16 protein-coding genes, 2 tRNA genes and 1 riboswitch are annotated in these 18,055 nt (G+C 52.3%); of the genes, 5 read left to right on the forward strand and 13 right to left on the reverse strand.

Translation table 11 applies throughout. The features are described 5' to 3' along the window. The first annotated feature begins 102 nt into the window (after positions 1 to 102). Positions 103 to 2,166, forward strand: a complete 2,064-nt coding sequence (glgX, locus tag LG198_RS12155) for a glycogen debranching protein GlgX (RefSeq protein ID WP_230343450.1) — start codon at positions 103 to 105, stop codon at positions 2,164 to 2,166. 178 nt (positions 2,167 to 2,344) lie between these two features. Here the strand turns inward: glgX and LG198_RS12160 are convergent, their stop codons facing one another. The 3 genes from LG198_RS12160 to LG198_RS12165 form a co-directional block, all read right to left on the reverse strand. Beyond that, a complete protein-coding gene (locus tag LG198_RS12160; RefSeq protein ID WP_230343451.1) occupies positions 2,345 to 4,435 on the reverse strand; it encodes a TonB-dependent receptor in 2,091 nt (696 codons plus the stop codon). A gap of 195 nt (positions 4,436 to 4,630) precedes the next feature. Further along, positions 4,631 to 4,840: riboswitch (cobalamin riboswitch) on the reverse strand. A gap of 266 nt (positions 4,841 to 5,106) precedes the next feature. Further along, positions 5,107 to 5,238: a DUF6538 domain-containing protein gene (locus tag LG198_RS14395; RefSeq protein ID WP_328485560.1), complete on the reverse strand. Its 132-nt coding sequence runs from the start codon at positions 5,236 to 5,238 to the stop codon at positions 5,107 to 5,109. Between the two features lie 90 nt (positions 5,239 to 5,328). Then, a tRNA-Met gene (locus tag LG198_RS12165) sits at positions 5,329 to 5,405 on the reverse strand. A 294-nt stretch (positions 5,406 to 5,699) separates the two neighbouring features. Here LG198_RS12165 and LG198_RS12170 point away from each other — a divergent pair. After that, positions 5,700 to 7,178, forward strand: a complete 1,479-nt coding sequence (locus LG198_RS12170; protein WP_230343452.1) for an iron-containing redox enzyme family protein — start codon at positions 5,700 to 5,702, stop codon at positions 7,176 to 7,178. A 77-nt stretch (positions 7,179 to 7,255) separates the two neighbouring features. Here the strand turns inward: LG198_RS12170 and LG198_RS12175 are convergent, their stop codons facing one another. Beyond that, a complete protein-coding gene (locus LG198_RS12175; RefSeq protein WP_230343453.1) occupies positions 7,256 to 7,501 on the reverse strand; it encodes a KGG domain-containing protein in 246 nt (81 codons plus the stop codon). Positions 7,502 to 7,667: 166 nt separating this feature from the next. Further along, the gene (locus tag LG198_RS12180; RefSeq protein ID WP_230343454.1) at positions 7,668 to 8,228 is read right to left on the reverse strand and encodes a DUF4142 domain-containing protein; all 561 of its coding nucleotides are present in this window, start codon (positions 8,226 to 8,228) and stop codon (positions 7,668 to 7,670) included. A gap of 230 nt (positions 8,229 to 8,458) precedes the next feature. Here LG198_RS12180 and LG198_RS12185 point away from each other — a divergent pair, with 230 nt between their 5' ends. Then, positions 8,459 to 8,932 carry a DUF421 domain-containing protein gene (locus LG198_RS12185; protein WP_230343455.1) on the forward strand — a complete coding sequence of 158 codons (474 nt, stop codon included), beginning with the start codon at positions 8,459 to 8,461 and terminating at the stop codon, positions 8,930 to 8,932. 100 nt (positions 8,933 to 9,032) lie between these two features. On the opposite strand, the gene ychF is transcribed toward LG198_RS12185, so the two are convergent. The 8 genes from ychF to LG198_RS12225 form a co-directional block, all read right to left on the reverse strand. Next, positions 9,033 to 10,118, reverse strand: coding sequence for a redox-regulated ATPase YchF (gene ychF, locus LG198_RS12190; RefSeq protein WP_230343456.1), 1,086 nt, complete (start codon positions 10,116 to 10,118; stop codon positions 9,033 to 9,035). 27 nt (positions 10,119 to 10,145) lie between these two features. Beyond that, entirely contained in the window at positions 10,146 to 10,730 is a 585-nt protein-coding gene (pth, locus tag LG198_RS12195) for an aminoacyl-tRNA hydrolase (RefSeq protein ID WP_230343457.1), read from the reverse strand. A 72-nt stretch (positions 10,731 to 10,802) separates the two neighbouring features. Further along, positions 10,803 to 11,426 carry a 50S ribosomal protein L25/general stress protein Ctc gene (locus LG198_RS12200; protein ID WP_230343458.1) on the reverse strand — a complete coding sequence of 208 codons (624 nt, stop codon included), beginning with the start codon at positions 11,424 to 11,426 and terminating at the stop codon, positions 10,803 to 10,805. 106 nt (positions 11,427 to 11,532) lie between these two features. Beyond that, positions 11,533 to 12,468 carry a ribose-phosphate pyrophosphokinase gene (locus tag LG198_RS12205; protein WP_230343459.1) on the reverse strand — a complete coding sequence of 312 codons (936 nt, stop codon included), beginning with the start codon at positions 12,466 to 12,468 and terminating at the stop codon, positions 11,533 to 11,535. Positions 12,469 to 12,570: 102 nt separating this feature from the next. After that, positions 12,571 to 12,647: transfer RNA gene (locus LG198_RS12210), tRNA-Gln, on the reverse strand. 17 nt (positions 12,648 to 12,664) lie between these two features. Continuing rightward, positions 12,665 to 13,534: a 4-(cytidine 5'-diphospho)-2-C-methyl-D-erythritol kinase gene (gene ispE, locus LG198_RS12215; protein WP_230343460.1), complete on the reverse strand. Its 870-nt coding sequence runs from the start codon at positions 13,532 to 13,534 to the stop codon at positions 12,665 to 12,667. Positions 13,535 to 13,669: 135 nt separating this feature from the next. Further along, the gene (gene lolB, locus LG198_RS12220; protein ID WP_407659195.1) at positions 13,670 to 14,260 is read right to left on the reverse strand and encodes a lipoprotein insertase outer membrane protein LolB; all 591 of its coding nucleotides are present in this window, start codon (positions 14,258 to 14,260) and stop codon (positions 13,670 to 13,672) included. Positions 14,261 to 14,270: 10 nt separating this feature from the next. Then, positions 14,271 to 16,061, reverse strand: coding sequence for a tetratricopeptide repeat protein (locus tag LG198_RS12225; RefSeq protein WP_328485566.1), 1,791 nt, complete (start codon positions 16,059 to 16,061; stop codon positions 14,271 to 14,273). 275 nt (positions 16,062 to 16,336) lie between these two features. Between LG198_RS12225 and LG198_RS12230 the strand changes: the two genes are divergently transcribed. Both LG198_RS12230 and LG198_RS12235 read left to right on the forward strand, forming a co-directional pair. Beyond that, entirely contained in the window at positions 16,337 to 17,272 is a 936-nt protein-coding gene (locus tag LG198_RS12230) for an ABC transporter ATP-binding protein (protein WP_230343462.1), read from the forward strand. A 34-nt stretch (positions 17,273 to 17,306) separates the two neighbouring features. Then, positions 17,307 to 18,053 (forward strand): ABC transporter permease subunit, encoded by a 747-nt coding sequence (locus LG198_RS12235; protein WP_230343463.1) that lies wholly within the window; start codon positions 17,307 to 17,309, stop codon positions 18,051 to 18,053. Positions 18,054 to 18,055: the final 2 nt, after the last annotated feature.

Below are 18,055 nucleotides of genomic sequence, written 5' to 3' on the forward strand. Positions count from 1 at the left end.
GACCAATGTAAAGAATTTCTGACACCAGGACGGTTAAACCGCTGATAGTACGGATGAGCTACTTTATCTAAATTGAAAGCATAGTAACCAGGTGACGACATCATGAGCATTCTCAAAGAAGGCAGGCCTTATCCCCGTGGTGCCCATTTTGATGGCAAAGGAACGAACTTTGCGCTGTTTTCTGATCATGCTCGCAGTGTCACGCTGTGCCTGTTTGACCAGCATGGCGAATCGGAAACCGAGCGGATTGTACTCAAGGAGTGCACCAATGGCGTCTGGCATGGCTATCTTGAAGGCATAAAGCCTGGTCAACACTATGGTTACCGGGTGGACGGTACATGGGCGCCTCTTGAGGGCTTGAGGTTCAATGCCAACAAGCTGTTGCTGGACCCATATGCGCGCAAGCTTTCGGGGAGTATCCAATGGGATGATGCGCTGTATGGTTATACCATCAGTGACGATCCAGATGCAGACCTGCATATGGATGAGCGCGATAGCGCCAAATTCATGCCCAAGGCCATCGTGGTCGGCTCCGATATCCTGGTCAAGTCCGCCAAGCCCGACATCCGCTGGCCCAAGACCATCATTTACGAAGCCCATGTCCGCGGCCTGACGATGAAGCACCCGCTGATCCAGGACGATATCCGCGGTACCTTTGCGGCCCTGAGCGACTCCGCCGTCATCAGCCACCTGCAACGCATAGGCATTACCGCCATTGAGCTCATGCCCATCCATGCTTTTACCCAGGATCGCTATCTCCTGGAGCGCAAGCTATCCAACTATTGGGGCTATAACACACTGGCCTATTTTGCCCCCGAGCCATCCTATCTTAGTTCGGGTGCGCTGGAAGAAATTGCCAAAACGGTAGATGCCCTGCACGAAGCCGGAATAGAGGTAATACTCGACGTGGTCTACAACCACACTTGCGAGGGCAATCATCTGGGCCCTACGCTGTGCTGGAAAGGCATAGACAACCTCAGCTATTACAAGGAACTGCCCGGCAACCCGCGTTACTACGACAACTTGACCGGTTGCGGCAATGCGCTCAATACCTCTCACCCCAAGGTCATGCAGATGATCATGGACAGCTTGCGGCTGTGGGCCTCGGTCTATGGCATAGATGGCTTCCGCTTTGACCTCGCCCTGACGCTGGGCAGGAATGAAAACGGCTTCAATCGTGATCACGCATTGCTTCACGCTATGTTGCAAGATCCAATACTGACACGTTGCAAACTGATTGCCGAACCCTGGGATGTCGGCCCTGGCGGTTTCCAGCTCGGCTCCTTTCCCCCGGGATTCTCCGAATGGAATGGCGATTACCGCGACGTTACGCGCGAGTTCTGGGCCGGGCACGATGGCATGCTGCCCCGCTTTGCCAGCCGCTTTGCCGCTTCCAGCGACCTATTCAACGAACAGCACCGGCGTCCTTGGTCCAGCGTTAACTTCATTACCGCACATGACGGCTTCACGCTGCACGACCTGGTTTCGTACAACGAAAAGCACAATGAGGCCAATGGCGAGGACAACCAAGACGGTGCCAATGATAATCGTAGCTGGAACTGCGGCCATGAAGGGGAGACCGATCAGGAAGATATATTGGCATTGCGCGCGCAGCAAAAACGCAACTTTCTCACTACCCTGTTCCTGTCACAAGGCATTCCCATGCTGCTCGCGGGCGATGAGCTCAACAACAGCCAGCAAGGCAACAACAATACCTATTGTCAGGACAACCCACTGGGCTGGACAGACTGGGAACATAGCGATGATACCCTGATCGACTTAGTAGGCCGGCTGGCTGAGCTACGCAAAAGCCATAGCGCCATCTCACGCGCCGAGTTTGTCACCGGCAAGCTCAATGAGCATGGCAATTCAGATGTGGCCTGGTTCAATGTCAACGGTGAACCCATGAGCAATGAGCAATGGAGTGATCCGCACAACAAAGCCATGGCAGTAAAGTTCGTGCCGCCGATCAAGAGCGAGAGCGCAGTGCTGGTCCTGCTCAATGCCTCGCATGTCACAGTACCCGCGCGCCTGCCCTATTGCGAAACGTACGACTGGAAACTACTCATAGACACCCCGCTCAAGCCCATTCCCAATCAGCAGGGAGGGGAGCTGATGTTGGAGCCACGTTCTATGTATGTATACGAAGGTAAGCTCATCGTCTAGCTTTGCTTTAGATATTCCTTTATTCATAGTGGGAATGTCAGCAGGAGGCAGATGAGCTTGGTTTTCAAACAGTAGCGGCATATCCAACTATGCAATACGTGTTAATCCTGATGTGGAATTTAGACATTAAGGAAAGAGCTCAGAGAGCCAATGTTTGAACCCTTCCCTAATACCACATTTAGTATCGGAACTCAGCCGTTAATTCAATCTGCCTTGGAGCCCCCACTATTTGCTGGGTTGCTGAATAAGCAAATGCTCCGTAGAACTTGTCGGTGAGGTTGCGGATATTGGCACGTAACGTCATTTGCTTGTTCACATGCCAGGCAGCACTTGCATCAAACACCGTGTAGCTACCCAGTTGGATATCGTCGTCACGGTTAAAATCCCCATATACATAACGTTTTCCAACATACCTGGCACCAATCCCGGCATCCCATTGTGGCTGCTGATAAGAAACCCAAGCATTCGCTGTATGTTCAGGCACATTGGGTGGGGTATTTCCTCTCATTGAGGTACCGAATACATCAGCCAGGTCATCATAACGGGCGTTAAGTGCTGTTGCATTGAAATCAACTCGCCAGTTTGGTGTAGGGAACAGGGTAGTTGTTAACTCGATACCGCGAGAAGAAAGCTTACCGCCTTGTACTGCCTGGAACAGGCCAGTGTAGGTAATGATGTCATCTTTAGCGATGTGAAAGAGTGCTACTGATACTTCCCCCTTGGTATCTGGCAATTTGTGCTTGATCCCAACCTCTGCCTGGCGGGAACGAGTGAGTTTCATGTCAGAGGTCAGAACATTCAGCTCCAGCAAAGTTGAAACTGGATCAGTTCCCCGACTGACCTGAACGTAAAGGCTGGTGTCAGGTGTGACATCGAATACGGTGCCAACACGCCAGGTGGTCGGAGAAAAATCCTTCTCGATCTCGTTACTGGTACGCAGTAATTGACGCTCGGTGTCCAGCAACTCCTTGCGAATGCCTGCAATCAATTTCCACCGGTCCGTGACACTAAAAGCATCTTCAACGAAGAAAATACGTTGAGTCAGTTCAGAGTCAAAGTCAGGCGTAATGGGGCTGGTGTATTGCAATTGACCTGCAGTGAAGCCCAAGAGCGGGACGGAGGCACTGTTTACATTACCATTGCTACGCCTGAAAGTAGTACGACTTAGTTCAATACCAGCAGCAAAACGGTTTTGATGATCAAAGATATCACTGGTAGAAATCAACTCCAGCCTGTTGCCATATTGCTTCTGGTCATGATTGATTGCCAGAGAAAAACGATCTACAAGTCCTGTACCTGTGTCATAAGTCAATTCTTCAGCATTACGCCAATCGCGCTTAGATTTGAACCAATAGGCTTCATTCTTCAACTTGAGAGTAGACGTAATATCCCATTCGATCTTGTTCCTGAAGCGCGTATCGATGAAGTTCAGCTTGTTGTTGCTAACGTTGTAGTTCTTGTTGCGTAGAGACTTCAGTAGCTTTCCATTGATCACAGGCACACCGTAATTGGCCGATGGAGAGTTATCAGAATAGTCTAGGGTAAAGCCAACTTTGAGTGAGTCAGTTGGTGTGAAAAGCAAAGAGGTCATCAGCTTGGTGCTTTCGTAATCACCTTTAGAAATATAGCTATTGCCCCCGAGAGTAGACACATCGATACGGAATGCCCCAATTTCGCCAATTGCACCTGTACCACCAATGCCTGCACGATAAGCACCATAGGAGCCAGCACCAATCACAGCTTCGGCAGAAGTTTCACGCTTAGGCTGCTTGCGAACGCTATTGATAATGCCACCTGAGGTTCCGTCACCAAACATGACAGAAGCAGGCCCCCTCAATACCTCAATCTGCTCATAGCCCCAAGTATCAGCTGGATAGTTGCTTGTTCCAAGCCCAGGTGTTTGGCGTACGCCGTCTTCAGCCTGTCCTACAGAGTTGTTACCGGTTAAACCACGAAGCGAGAAAGCTTGGCCAACATTAGGCGTGCTGATGTCCGTTAGACCGGTGGTTCTGCTCACTGCTTCACGCAATGAAATATCACCACGGCGACGGATCGTATCGGTATCCAGGATTTCAATGCTTGCTGGTGTTTCTTGTACGGTTAGTCCGACCCGGTTGGCAGTACTAGTTTGCTTGGACAATTGTAGTGCCTTGTTCTTCTCGGCTTGTGCCTTGACCTCCACTTCGTCCAGAACAGCATCTTCAGCCAATGCTCCAGAAGCAAACATAATGGATAGGGCGGCTGCCAAGAGCCGATATTGATGTTTCATGAGTATTCCCCAGCACCAAAGGAAAGGTGCAAAAACGTATATGAAATGTCACGTTAAGTATAAGTGCGGGGCAGTTTGATGACAGGCGGTATCTATAGGCAGCCCCAAAAGAATCGGGAATACCAATATCTTGTTCACTGCATCAATGAAAAAATGCGAATAGATCGCCGATTCCAGGGGCACCCCGCCCTTTGCTTCAACGTACTGTATACGGCAGGTCTCCTGACTCTCGGGTCATCATCTTGAAGCAACCTTCCCGGAATAATCCAGTGGCATGTATGATTTCAAGACTCGTCGATTACAGTTGCGGGGACAGTTCCGGATTTAGATCATTATGTCTTCACCGGATTCCCTATTAATCTGACCAGCGTGAACTGGCACAGAACCGTACGCGGCGATATTAGTTTTTACTCGTATAAAAAGCAAGGCAAAGAAACATACTCGATGTCATGAGCTATGCGGATGACTCCAGACTTGATAAGCATGCGTTTCAATACTTACTCATTTGTTATATTTGCTGCGCTACTCCCATCATCAACTGAATGTCGGTATTAATGTCTATTGGAGCAATAGGCGATTTTGGAGGCATTGAGTATTGGCTCAACAGTTTGAGCGGCATCTAAATGCATCAAATTTGTTGTCTAACCTCACTGCTTCAAGGCGGCAACGCTTTACAGCTTTTTAGTGCGAAGGGAAAAGATGATTTCTTTGCCGTACTGCTCGATAAGGTCGAGAGGTGTTTTACGGCGAAAATAATAGGTACCGCCACGCTTGGTTAAATAGTTACACATCGTCTCTTCCATAACAAAAGTGTAACACCCATCGGGAAGATGCTGACTGTAACCTATTGATGTTTCTATAAGTCTTTGTTGGAAAAGACTTAAGAAGGGAGATGGTGGTGATGGGGGGACTTGAACCCTCGACCCCAGGATTATGAATCCTGTGCTCTAACCAGCTGAGCTACATCACCAGAACCCAATGGATTCAACCAAGCCCGCTATTCTATTTTCTTGCTTGCTGAATGTCAAAGCCAATGTAGGGTTTTGTGGCTCATGAGGAGTGCGTTATCAGCGATATCGGTTCCTGACGATGTCAGGATTTTTTCATAAAAAATCTTAACTATTTGTTATTAATGTGAAATAGATATTTATTCTGGATTTGTGATGATTTTCCTACGAGGGGGAGGGAAACTGTCCGACGGTAAACGTCTCTAATTTTATACACAATTCTCCATTATCGCTGATGTGCAAAACGGGGGTGCGTCATGAAAGAGATTACGCTAGGTCGGAATTTTGGATTGGGGCCTGTTCCAAGCCTGATGTTCAAGCGTGATGTTTCCTCTATTATCTTCAAGCGCAACAAGCCTCCGTTGCCACTGCCTATTTCTACGCCCGCTCGCGATTTATATTATGCCTTGGCACGACCGGGTGATATCGAAGACTCACGTAATCTGGCCCGGACTTTTCTGGATGCACGTTTGGGCGAGGTAGCATCGCGTGAAAGTGACTTGCCTCAGGATATAGAAAAGCTACCGTCGTGGTTGGAGCAGCGTTGTGCTCAGGTGAGATGTGATTACCGTGCTTATTTGGCTGATCGGCATGATGGGCAGAAGCCACGATATTTCACTTGCAAGTCGCATGCCTTACATTTTTTGCAATCCATTGCCCCTAGCCGTATGGTCGAAGGCGCTTGGCTTTATGGTTTTCTCAGGCACTGGCGGGAAGCCAGGTTCGCGCCCTTGTGCAGGATTTATCTTAAGAACCTGGGTGATGGAGATGAATGTTTCAACCAGGTCAGGTTATACCAAAAGCTGCTTGATCACAATGGATGCGCTGACTGGCGCAATCTGGATGATAAGTATTATATCCAGGGTGCTATCAGGCTGGCATTGGGGCATGACGTAGACCAGTACTTGCCGGAAATTATTGGTTTTAACCTGGGTTATGAGCAGGCCTCATTGCCGATGCTGATTGCGGCTTATGAGCTGAGCGAGCTTGAAGTTCAGCCACATTATTTTACTTTGCATGCGACAGAGGATGATGCCTGCATTGCCAGTGCTATCAAGTTGCTGCAGCCATTGCTTGCTGCGGCAAACAACGATGCAGAAAAACAGGCGTTGTTGCAGCGCGTCAATAATGGTTACAAACTGCATCGGCTGGGCCTGGATATTCCGGGAATCGTCGCGGCGTTTGATTTGCAGCAAGCTTTTCTTGCCGTGATGCAACCCTGCGCGGCTTATCTTGAGCGGGTCTACCGTATCGATTGCATGGAGCGTGGTATTCGCGGTCGCTGGCCGGATAGCCTGCCTCTAGCTTCGTTGCTGCAGCGGTTATGCAATCAAGGGTGGATGCAGCCGGGTGAGGAAGGACAGACGCGTTTGTGGCAGGTCCTGGAGCGTGGTCATTTGTTGCCGCAAGGTTACCAGCAACAGGTGCTGGTAGATTGGTTGGGCTATAGCCAGGAGTATGGTAAGCGTTTGCGATATGCGGATGCTTCAGTCTTGAACTATCCCGCTGCACCAGCCATGGAAAATATCGAAATCCGTCAGACTCATCTTGATGGCGTGGATGAGGCCAGCGGTCAAACGGAAATTATGGAGTGCATGATTCGGCTTATGTCCCCCTTGGTGCATCATACGCAGGAAGGCTTGAAGGCTGCCAGAGTGTATAAATCCATTCTGGACAAGGGTAGCGAGCTTTATTCACAGCATTATGCTTTTTTCCTGATGCGAGATCAGATATGAATTGATGATGGATGTAATAAAAGCCAGGAAATGAGGATTTCCTGGCTTTTTTGCTTTTGGCAATCTCTTAACGAGAGTTATGAACTGCGGCGGCCGCCCTTGCGGCCTGCGGCACGGGCCTCCTTGGATGTGAATTGATGTGCCGTGCCTTTGGCATGTGCTGCCTGCCCACCTTTGCGGCCTGCCAGCCGGGCAGAGTTTGAGTCAAATTCGTGGGCTGTTCCTTTGGCATGCGCTGCCTTGCCGCCCATGCTGGCAATCTGGCGTTGTTTCTCAGGACTCATTGCGGCAAAACCACGCGGATTTGCAGTTTGTCGTACCATGATAAACCTCCATTACAAGTTGTTGGAATGAAGCAGCTGACCCGCAACTGCTCTCTCCGTTGGAAAGGAAAGTAAGTTCATTATTGGCGCGGGCAGGTAATCTGTTTATAAGCCACTGTCTCATATGAATGTAAGAAAACTCAACAGCTGGAGAGAGGGCTGTAGCTTATTCGTCTTCCGTCGCCTGGATGACTGCGAGCAGTGCTTTTGCTGTTTCCAGGCTGGATTCCGGCGAAGGCAAATGTTGCAAGGCAAAAGCCTTAAGGTCCGGATCATCAGCACGGCTGGCAACCTTCTCTAGCAATTTCACAGTTTCTTCCTGTGTCTTGACGCCTATGCTTTTGGCATAGGACTGATCAAACTCAGCCCCATCTTTGGATGATAAGTTCCTGAACTTGGCTTTTTGCCATAACGATGGCTCTTTCGGCAACTTGGCATGTTTGTGCTGGGCCAACAGTTTGAGCTCCTCACCCAACTGCATGTGCTCCTTGACCACTTCACGCGCAAATTCGCGTACATTTTCATTGCTGGATTTAACTACGGCAAGCTCACTGGCTTCTATTTGCAGCACATTCAGCCGACCAATATCCTTGAGATATCCTTGATCCCGTGCAGAAAGGCTTTCTGCCGCCATGGAGTCGATGACAAACATGGGCAAGGCGATCAGCAATAGCGCCAGCAGGCTTGGCGATTGCACACGCAACCATTGTTCAACTTGAGAACTCATTGTTGGGCTCCAGTTAACCTTGGATCTTGCATGATGCAGGCAAACGATTTATATCGAGAATCAGAGAATGCTGATTTTAATGTAGGAGCAGCTGCTACAAAACTGACGGGCGATAGACAGGGAGGGGCGGCTTTAGTTATTTTCCTACAATCTTTTGCGTGGTTGGACTACAGGCAACTGTCGCGCTATGCGCTTATATTCTGGCTGTCATCGTGACATGAAAGGCTGCAATGGCCCTGTTTAGCTTCAGCGTTTCCCCATGGGAAATCATATTGCGCGGATCACTCGTGTTCTTGCTGCTGTTTTGCATCTTCCGTTTTGTATTGCGCCGCGATGTCGGCAACCTCGGAATAGGAGATTTCCTGTTTGTGGTAATTGTGGCCGATGCGTCGCAGAACGCTATGAGTGGCGATGCCAAAACTTTTCTGGATGGTGCATTGCTGGTGGCGACCCTGTTAGGCTGGAATCTGCTATTCGACTATCTAGGCTACCGATTCCCCATAGTAAGGCGCTTCACCGAGTCATCCAGCATGATGCTGGTGAGCAATGGCGAGATACAGTGGCGCAACCTGCGTCGGGAGTGGATCACCAAGGAGGAGTTGATGTCCAAGCTGCGTGAGGAAGGGCTGGAGCACATGGATGAAGTCAAGGAAATGCGATTGGAGCCTGATGGTCGGATCAGTGTTATCCGACTTTCTGCTTGAAGGATGGCGCTTGCTTGCAGAAATAAAAATCCGCGTAGACACGCGGATTTTAAAAGGGAAAGATCACAACTCTTGTTTGTGGTGTGATCCAGGCAGAAGATCAGACGTTAAACCTGAAATGCATGACATCACCGTCCTGCACAATGTAGTCCTTGCCTTCCAGGCGCATCTTGCCGGCTTCCTGTGAGCCTTTCTCGCCTTTGTGCTTGACGTATTCGGCATAGGCAATTACTTCTGCACGGATGAAGCCGCGCTCGAAGTCGGTATGGATGACACCGGCAGCTTGCGGGGCGGTTGAGCCTTTGCGCACGGTCCAGGCCCGCACTTCCTTCACGCCGGCGGTGAAGTAGGTCTGCAAGCCTAGCAGATCGTAGGCGGCGCGGATGACACGGTCCAGGCCGGGTTCTTCCAGGCCTAGTTCCGATAGGAACATGGCCTTGTCTTCGTCTTCCAGGTCGGCGATTTCGCTTTCGATCTTGGCACAAATGGCAACGACGGGAGCGCCTTCTTTTTTGCCAAGTTCTGCCACCTTTTCCAGCAGCGGATTGTTCTCGAAGCCGCCTTCATCGACATTGGCGAGGTACATCACGGGCTTGACGGTGATGAGACAAAGCGGCTTGATCAGCTTGAGCTGGTCTTCGTCCAGCCCCAGGGTGCGCACGGGATGGCCCTGGTCGAGGTGTTTCTGCACTTTTTCCAGTACGTTGCACAGCGCGATGGCTTCCTTGTCGCCGGACTTTGCTTTCTTGCTTTCGCGCTGGAAGGTCTTTTCCACGGTTTCCATGTCGGCAAGCGCCAGCTCGGTGTTGATGGTCTCGACATCGGCAAGCGGGTCTACCTTGCCTGCGACATGGACGATGTTGCCATCGTCAAAGCAGCGCACTACATGGGCGATTGCATCCGTTTCGCGGATGTTGGCGAGGAACTTGTTGCCCAGGCCTTCGCCCTTGGAGGCGCCGGCCACCAGGCCGGCGATATCGACGAACTCGACGATCGCAGGCTGGATTTTCTGCGGGTTGACGATCTCGATGAGCGGTTTGAGGCGCGGGTCTGGGACTTCAACGATGCCGACATTGGGTTCTATGGTGCAGAACGGGTAATTGGCAGCTTCGATACCTGCGCGGGTAATCGCATTGAAGAGGGTGGATTTGCCTACATTGGGTAGGCCAACAATTCCGCATTTCATGATGATCTGCCTGTTCTTGGTTAAGGGTTAATTCTGTTTCGGTTTGGTGTGCAGTTTGAGCATGGCTTCCTCAAACTTGCCGTCCAGCAATTGTGGCAACACCAGGGTGCTGCCGTCGATGGCATATTCTATTTGTTGCAATTCATCGCGCAACGGTGCGTGCAGCACATAATTGACCACTGCGCTGCGGTCACCGGGATGACCAATGCCCAGCCGCAGGCGCCAGAAATCGTTAGTGCCCAGTTGTGCGGAGATGTCCTTGAGGCCGTTATGGCCGCCATGGCCGCCGCCTTTCTTGAGGCGGGCAGCACCAGGGGGTAAATCCAACTCGTCATGGATGACCAGGATTTCTTCTGCTGAAATCTTGTAAAAACGTGCCAATGCTGCAACGGCACGCCCGCTGGCATTCATAAAAGTCGTGGGCTTGAGCAGCCAGGTATCGGTATGGCCATTGAGCCGTCCACTTAGGCCGAAGAACTTGGCTTCTGGGCTGGTCTTGCTGGCAGTTTGCACGCAGACCTGGTCTATCCACCAGAAGCCTGCATTGTGGCGGGTGTCTTCATATTGGGCGCCGGGATTGCCCAAGCCAACAAAAAGCCGGATACCGTTCATATTGTGACTCTTTAAAATGAATACGCGCGCCCCGGTTACCCGAAGCGCGCGTTCAAGCTCTAACGGCCAGGATTACTCGGCAGCTTCGCCTTCACCTGCTTCAGCTTCGCCTTCAGCTGCGGCGGCGCCACGTGGCTTGGTGACCGATGCAACAGCGGCATCGTTGTCATGCGCCAGTTGTACGAACTCAACGCCCTTAGGCAGCTTGATTTCGGACAGGTGGATGGATTGGCCGGTTTCCAGGTTGCTCAGGTCAACTTCAATGAACTCAGGCAGGTCCTTAGGCAGGCAGCTTACGTCTGCTTCTGTCAGGATGTGAGTCACAATACCGCCACCCAGTTTGACGCCAGGTGCAACGTCAGCATTGACGAAGTGCAGAGGCACCTTCACGTGCACCTTCTCGCTGGCGCTTACGCGCTGGAAGTCGATGTGCTGAATGGTGTTGCGGACTGGGTGCAGTTGGTAGTCACGCAGAACGACTTGTTCCTTCTTGCCGTCCACTTCCAGGTTCAGGATGGAAGCGTGGAATGTTTCATGACGAAACTCCAGGAACAGTTCCTTGTGGTTGAATTCAAGGCTTACCGCTTCTTTATCGCCACCGTAAACAACACCGGGAACGTTACCAGCGCGACGGAGACGGCGGCTCGCACCCGTACCTTTGCCTTCGCGCGTGGTTGCTTTAATTACAATTGCCATTTTACTACTCCTAAAAAAGGCCAACCGGCCTTGGGTTTGCCTGTTATCCGCGACCAGATAACAGAAAGGGCGGATGCTTGTGCATCCGCCGGAACTATGCCCCTGTTTATTCTACAAACAGGGAACTGACTGAATCTTCATTGCTGATGCGGCGTATGGTTTCCGCAAACAGCTCGCCTGCGCTGACCACGCGAATCTTCGGCGATTGCTGCGCATTGGGACGCAACGGGATTGTGTTGGTGACGACTAGTTCGTCCAGTTCGGAATTGGTAATGCGTGAGACTGCCTCACCCGAAAGTACGGGGTGGGTACAGTAGGCCACGACCTTGAGCGCACCTTGCTGCTTCAGGGCGATGGCTGCCTCGCACAATGTGTTGGCGGTATCCACCATGTCATCCATGAGCACACAGGTGCGGCCTGAGACATCACCAATGATGTTCATCACCTTGGCGACATTGGGCTTGGGGCGGCGCTTGTCGATAATCGCCAGGTCTACATTCAAATGCTTGGCTGCGGCACGGGCGCGCACCACGCCGCCGACATCAGGCGACACAACTACGAGGTTATCGTGTTTCTGTTGCGCCAGATCGTGCAGCAGTATAGGGGTGGCGTAGATGTTATCGACTGGAATATCAAAGAAGCCCTGGATCTGGTCTGAGTGCAAGTCCATGGTCAGCAGACGGTTGACGCCCACTGTGGTGAGCATGTTGGCAATGACCTTGGCAGTGATCGCGACGCGGGCGGAACGCGGGCGCCTGTCCTGGCGGGCATAACCGAAATAAGGGATGGCGGCGGTGATGCGGCCAGCAGATGAGCGACGCAAGGCATCCACCATGACCATGACTTCCATCAGGTTGTCATTGGTGGGCATGCAGGTGGATTGCAGGATGAAGACATCCTTGCCACGGACATTGTCCAGCAACTCGATCATGACTTCGCCGTCACTGAAGCGGTCAACTGTGGCCCTGCCCAGCTCAATGCCCAGGTGGCCTACTACTTCTTCGGCAAGCGCACGGTTGGCGTTGCCGGTAAATACCATCATGTCGCCCCTGGCCACAGTTGGAATCCTTATGTCTAAGTAAACTGCATAAATCGCGTGCAAAAAACAAAAGCGTGTAATTTTTTAAGTTACACGCTTTCATTCTGGCTGGGGAGGAAGGATTCGAACCTTCGCATGCCGGAATCAAAATCCGGTGCCTTAACCAGCTTGGCGACTCCCCAATTGATCGTTATATTCTTCAGGTTGCGTAGCTGTGTAAGGGGTGTTTATTCAACCCTGCTGCATAGAATCCTGAAATCTCACACCCTGCGGCTTGTTGCAGCTCGCATGTTGTATTCAGTCTTGCCAGTACAGCCTCTGCTTTTTCCCGGTTCTCGAATGCTGCGAATACCGAAGCGCCAGAACCACTCATGCGAGCTTTGGAAAATTGCGATAACCAATCCAGGCTTTTTGCAACTTCCGGGTATTGCCGGCTAACCACGGTTTCGAGATCGTTGTGAACCAAGTCCCTCAGAAAGGCCGCTATTGTCGTGGGATTCGTGTCCCTTGTCAATTGCTTTGATGCAAAAATTTCTGCGGTCGAGATATGGATTTGAGGCGTGATGACCAGGTAATTGGCGGGAGGCAGCTGAATTGATTTGAGTTTCTCACCAATTCCCTCTACCCAGGCATTTTCGCCAAAAATGAAAAAAGGCACATCTGCCCCCAGTGCCAATCCCAGTGCAATCAGTTTCTCACGGCTCAGGTTGAGGTTCCATAGGCGGTTCAAGGCCAGCAGGACGGTGGCGGCATCCGAGCTGCCGCCGCCCAGTCCGCCGCCCATGGGGGTTCGCTTGGTGACATAAATATCGGCACCCAGCGGGCTGGCAGTATGTTGCTTGAGCAGTCTTGCTGCACGTATGCACAGGTCTTCAGCCTCTGGCACGCCGGGAATATCTTCTGTGCGGCGGATGAGGCCATCCAGCCGCGGGCGGATATGCACGGTATCGCCATGATCCAGCAGCCGGAACACGCTCTGCAGCAGGTGATAGCCATCTGGACGCCTGCCTGTGATGTGCAGGAATAGGTTGATCTTGGCAGGAGCGGGGTAGGGCTGGAAGTCTTGCATGAATGTAATGCGGCTTTGTCTTCAAACGTATAATTGCGTTGGGTCGCTTTGCCGTGTATCAGCACTGTCTGCGGCAACCCGCCTTATTCTACGCTTGAATACAAAACCGTAAAATGGCGTTGTGAGTTAATTTTCTTAGTCTATCTGCCATTGCTGCACGATAAGTTTGAGCGTAAGCCTGCTTGCATTGCGCAGCGTAATCCTGGTTGGCAATTGGTAAGCGCTTGTCGTGATGTATTGGCCGTATTCGATATCCCAGCCATCCTGTTTGAGCTTGATGAGCCGTCCGGCCTCATCCCATTGTGCTGCCTCGATTGCATGTTGATTCGGCCGGCCCAGCACCCAGTCGGATAGTCCACTCATAGGCAGGCGCCAGCCCAGGTTTTGCTCGGTAAGCGTTTCTGCATCTGCGGCTTCGTAGCGTTTGTTATCGCTGGTGACGAGGCTGACGCCATCAGCTGTGCGGTTGATGGACGCCACTTGGCTGCCCAGGGGCGAAAACAAGGAGATGTCATCTTGCGCCTGGCTGTGCTGCCACTGCGTGGAGCCGGAAAAGCCCTTGGCTTCGGTTTGCATGCCAATGCGGCCCTTGAGGCCGAAGCTGTCAATGCCGGCCAGGCTGGTCAGGTGTTGTTGGTGTACTTCCGCTGTGCTTGGGCTGACAGCGGGAGGAAGGCTGGCGCAGCCGGCAAGCGCCAGGGTGGCGCCCAGCAGCCAGCATTTCACAACCTGCATCTTAACGGTTGAACTTCCTGTTGGTGCTGATCAGGACTTCATTTTCAGGAAAGGCGGAAAGCGCTGCTTCCCAGGTTTTGACGGCTTCATCCCGCTTGCCTTGTTTCCAGAGCACTTCGCCCAGGTGGGCAGCAATTTCCGGGTCTGGCTGCTGGGAGTATGCGCGGCTCAGGTAGTCAAGCGCCTGGTCCAGGTTGCCCAGGCGGTAATGCACCCAGCCCAGGCTGTCGAGAATATAATGGTCATCGGGGCTCAACTCATGGGCCTTCTCGATGAGAGTCTTGGCTTCGTCCAGGCGGATGTCACGGTCGGCCAGGGAATAGCCAAGGGCATTGTAGGCCTGGGAGAACTCGGGCTGTATCTTGATCAGCTTGCGTAACTCGCGCTCCATGACATCCAGTTTGTTGACCCGTTCTGCGGCCATGGCGAAATCGTAAACCAGTTCAGGTGAATTCGGCAGTGTGTTGATCGCGTTTTCCAGGCGGGAGTATGCTTCCTCGTGGCGTCTGGCCTGGGTCAGCACGTTGGCTTGCGCGTGAACGACCGCGGCGCGCTGTGCGTCTGTCAGGTCAGGCAGCTTTTCCAGGGACTGGATGGCAGCGTCAATGCCTTCTCGGCGTGATATCACATTGGCTACACCGAGCTGGGCATCCACATAGCGGACTTCGCCTGGGGATACCTTGCTATACCATTGCAGGGCTTCATTGTCGTTCTGCTTTTTCTCCGCGATCTGGCCCAGGTAGATATAAACCTGGTCTTTATCCTTGAATCCCTTGCCCAGCGCCTCCTTGAAGTATTTCTCGGCATCTGGCAGCTCATTGGCCTGTAAAGATAGCAGGCCGACGACGACGAGGATTTCCGGATTGCCGTTGGAGGCTTCAATCAGTTTGATGAACTCGTTCTTGGCTTCATCGAACTTCTTTTGTCCAGCCAGGATGCGCGCCAGGGCAAGCCTGACTTCATTGGCGCTGTTGTGCTGGGCCAGGAAGCTGCGATAGAAACTCACTGCTTCCTCGGGCGATTTTCCAAGCAGCACCTGCCCTTGCATCAGCGCTGCCATTTCCCAGCCCGGGCGTAGCTTGTTGGCCTGGTTGAGTTCCGCGAGGGAAAGCTCGGTGTTGCCGGCATTCCAGGCTGCATGGGCAATCGCAAAATGCGCCTCGGGAAGCTCGGGATAGTCGCGCGCAAGCTCTTGCACCAGGCTCAGTACCGCGCCCTTGTCTTGCTGGCGCGAGAGCAGGTTGTTCAGGAACATGAAGCCGCTGGCACGGCCTTCTTCATTGGCGAGCAGGTGCTTGAGATGGGGCTTGGCTGCATTGAATTGCCCTGTGTTGATCAACATCTGGGTCAATGCCTGGTGTGCCTCGGTAGAGCCTGGGTCAAGCTGCGACCAGAGATTTGCCGCATCAATCGCGGTGCGGCCATCATTGCCCAGGACGGCGGTTTTAGCGGCGCGCTCGGCAAGGCGGGAATCCTGGTTAAGCTTGGCCAGGTCAAGGAACAGGGCGCTTGCGAGGTCAAACTGGCCGCGCTGCCCTGCAATTTCTCCAATCAGGTATTTATAGACAAATTCGCCGGTGAGTGCAGGTTGAGGCGGACTTGTTTCACCCTTGGTCGCTGCGGTGGCGGCGTTTCCCATGCCCACTGACAGTGCTGCGCAGGCAACTGCGATTGCGATTTTTTTGCTGATAGGCATTTTCAAGGAAATCTCATTCAGGTTGATAAATGGCATATTGAGGCCTGCCGCGCCCGTTTTCAATGGGGCAAATGCAAGTTTTGCATCATTTTGCACCTTAGGGTCTGTTCCTGTTTCTTAGTCAGTGACAGCGTTTGCAAGTTCACCCATAATGCGCGATGCTAAAAAATGGATTGCAGGAGGTTTACATACCTGTATGCTTTCCATTGATGTTTTCAGTTCGACTATAGCTGGTTTGAGCGCGATATTTCAATAGAATCAGCGTCGAATTTTGTTCCCTTCGCAGTGGTGTGGGGATGTTACAAACTTGACAGGTGAGTGGTGTTTTTTTAACGTAGCACCCCTTAAAACCGGATAATCCAGTTCAACTTATGACGACTATTACCGTAGAGGCATCAGAGTTAACCCGCAAGTATGGTGGTCGTGCAGCGGTCAATGATGTCAGTTTTACCCTGAACAAGGGCGAAGTGTTAGGTTTCCTCGGCCCCAATGGCGCTGGAAAATCCACCACTATGAAGATGCTGACAGGCAACCTGGCACCCAGCAACGGTTCGGTGAAGATTTGCGGCATCGATATGATGGAAAGGCCCAAGGATGCCAAGGCATTGATCGGCTACCTGCCCGAGCAGCCGCCTTTGTACCGCGAATTGACTGTGGACGAGTTCCTCACCATCGCCGCGCGTTTGCATCGGGTCAGCCGCCAGCACATCAAGAAAGCTGTCGACGTTGCCAAGCAACGCTGTGGCCTGACCGAGATGGGCAAACGCCTGATTGAGAACCTGTCAAAAGGCTACCAACAGCGTGTGGGCATTGCCCAGGCCATTATCCATAACCCCATGGTTGTCATTCTGGACGAGCCGACAGTTGGCCTTGACCCGATCCAGATCCGGGATATCCGGGCGCTGATCAAGGAGCTGGGTGGCGAGCATAGCGTCATTCTTTCCACCCATATCCTGCCAGAGGTGGAGATGGTGTGTGATCGCGTACAGATCATCCATAAGGGCTCGTTGGTATTCAATGGCGGCATTGATGTGCTGAAGCAGCAGCGCCATGGTAACCGTTTGTTGCTGGGGCTCAGGCAGCCTCCTGCGCATGACGCCTTGTTGAGTATTCCTGGCGTTGAAAGCGTGGAAGCGCTGGGGGATAACTTGCTGCGCATCCACCACACGCCTGGTGCAACACCGTCAGAAGCCTTGGTGCAGGCGGCGGTAAGCCAGAACTGGGGCCTGTTCCAGATCAATCCTGACCAGACCTCGCTTGAAGAGGTTTTCGTCCAGCTAACATTCCAGGAAGCAGTTGCCGCCTGATCGCGGACAGCATGCGTTTGAAGGTGATTCCCTCATGATCGTCAATATAGCCAGAAAAGAACTGAAAGGGCTGTTTTCCTCGCCCATGGGCTGGGTGATCCTTGCCCTGTTGCAGTTTGTCTTTGCCACGTTTTTCCTGATGGGGGTAGATCAATACTTCCTGACCATGTCCGGCTCCATCAGGCCGGATCAGCGCATCGGTGTGACCGAGTTTGTCGGTGGCAGCGTATTCGGCATTGCGCCTTTCATCATGCTGTTTGCCGTGCCTTTGCTCTCGATGCGCCTGATTAGTGAAGAACGTCGCCAGCAGACCCTGCCTTTCCTGTTCAGCGCGCCATTGTCGCTGACTGAAATCGTGCTCGGCAAGTTTCTCGGCCTGCTGGTTTTCCTTGGCGTCAGCGTGTTGCTGATCGGTGTCATGGTATTCTCGCTCAATTTGTGGGCCGATATCGACTTCGGTTATGCGCTTTCCAATCTGCTAGGCCTTTTCCTGCTGCTCGCGAGCTACTGTGCCTTGGGGACGTATGTTTCGAGCACCACGCAACAGCCGGTGGTGGCCGCCATCATCACCTTTGTGGCATTGCTTGCCCTGCAGTTGATTGAGTATTTTCTCGCGGGAGATCCAAGCAACACGGTGGCTACCCTGTCCCTGATGCGCCACTTCGAGCCGCTCTCGCGAGGTCTTCTGGATACGCGCGATATTGCTTATTTCCTGTTGTTCATCATTACCTTTCTGACCCTGACTATCCGTCGGCTGGATGCAGATCGCTTGCGTGGCTGATC

The organism is Methylobacillus arboreus, from assembly GCF_020532725.1.
Classification (GTDB): Bacteria; Pseudomonadota; Gammaproteobacteria; order Burkholderiales; family Methylophilaceae; genus Methylobacillus; species Methylobacillus arboreus.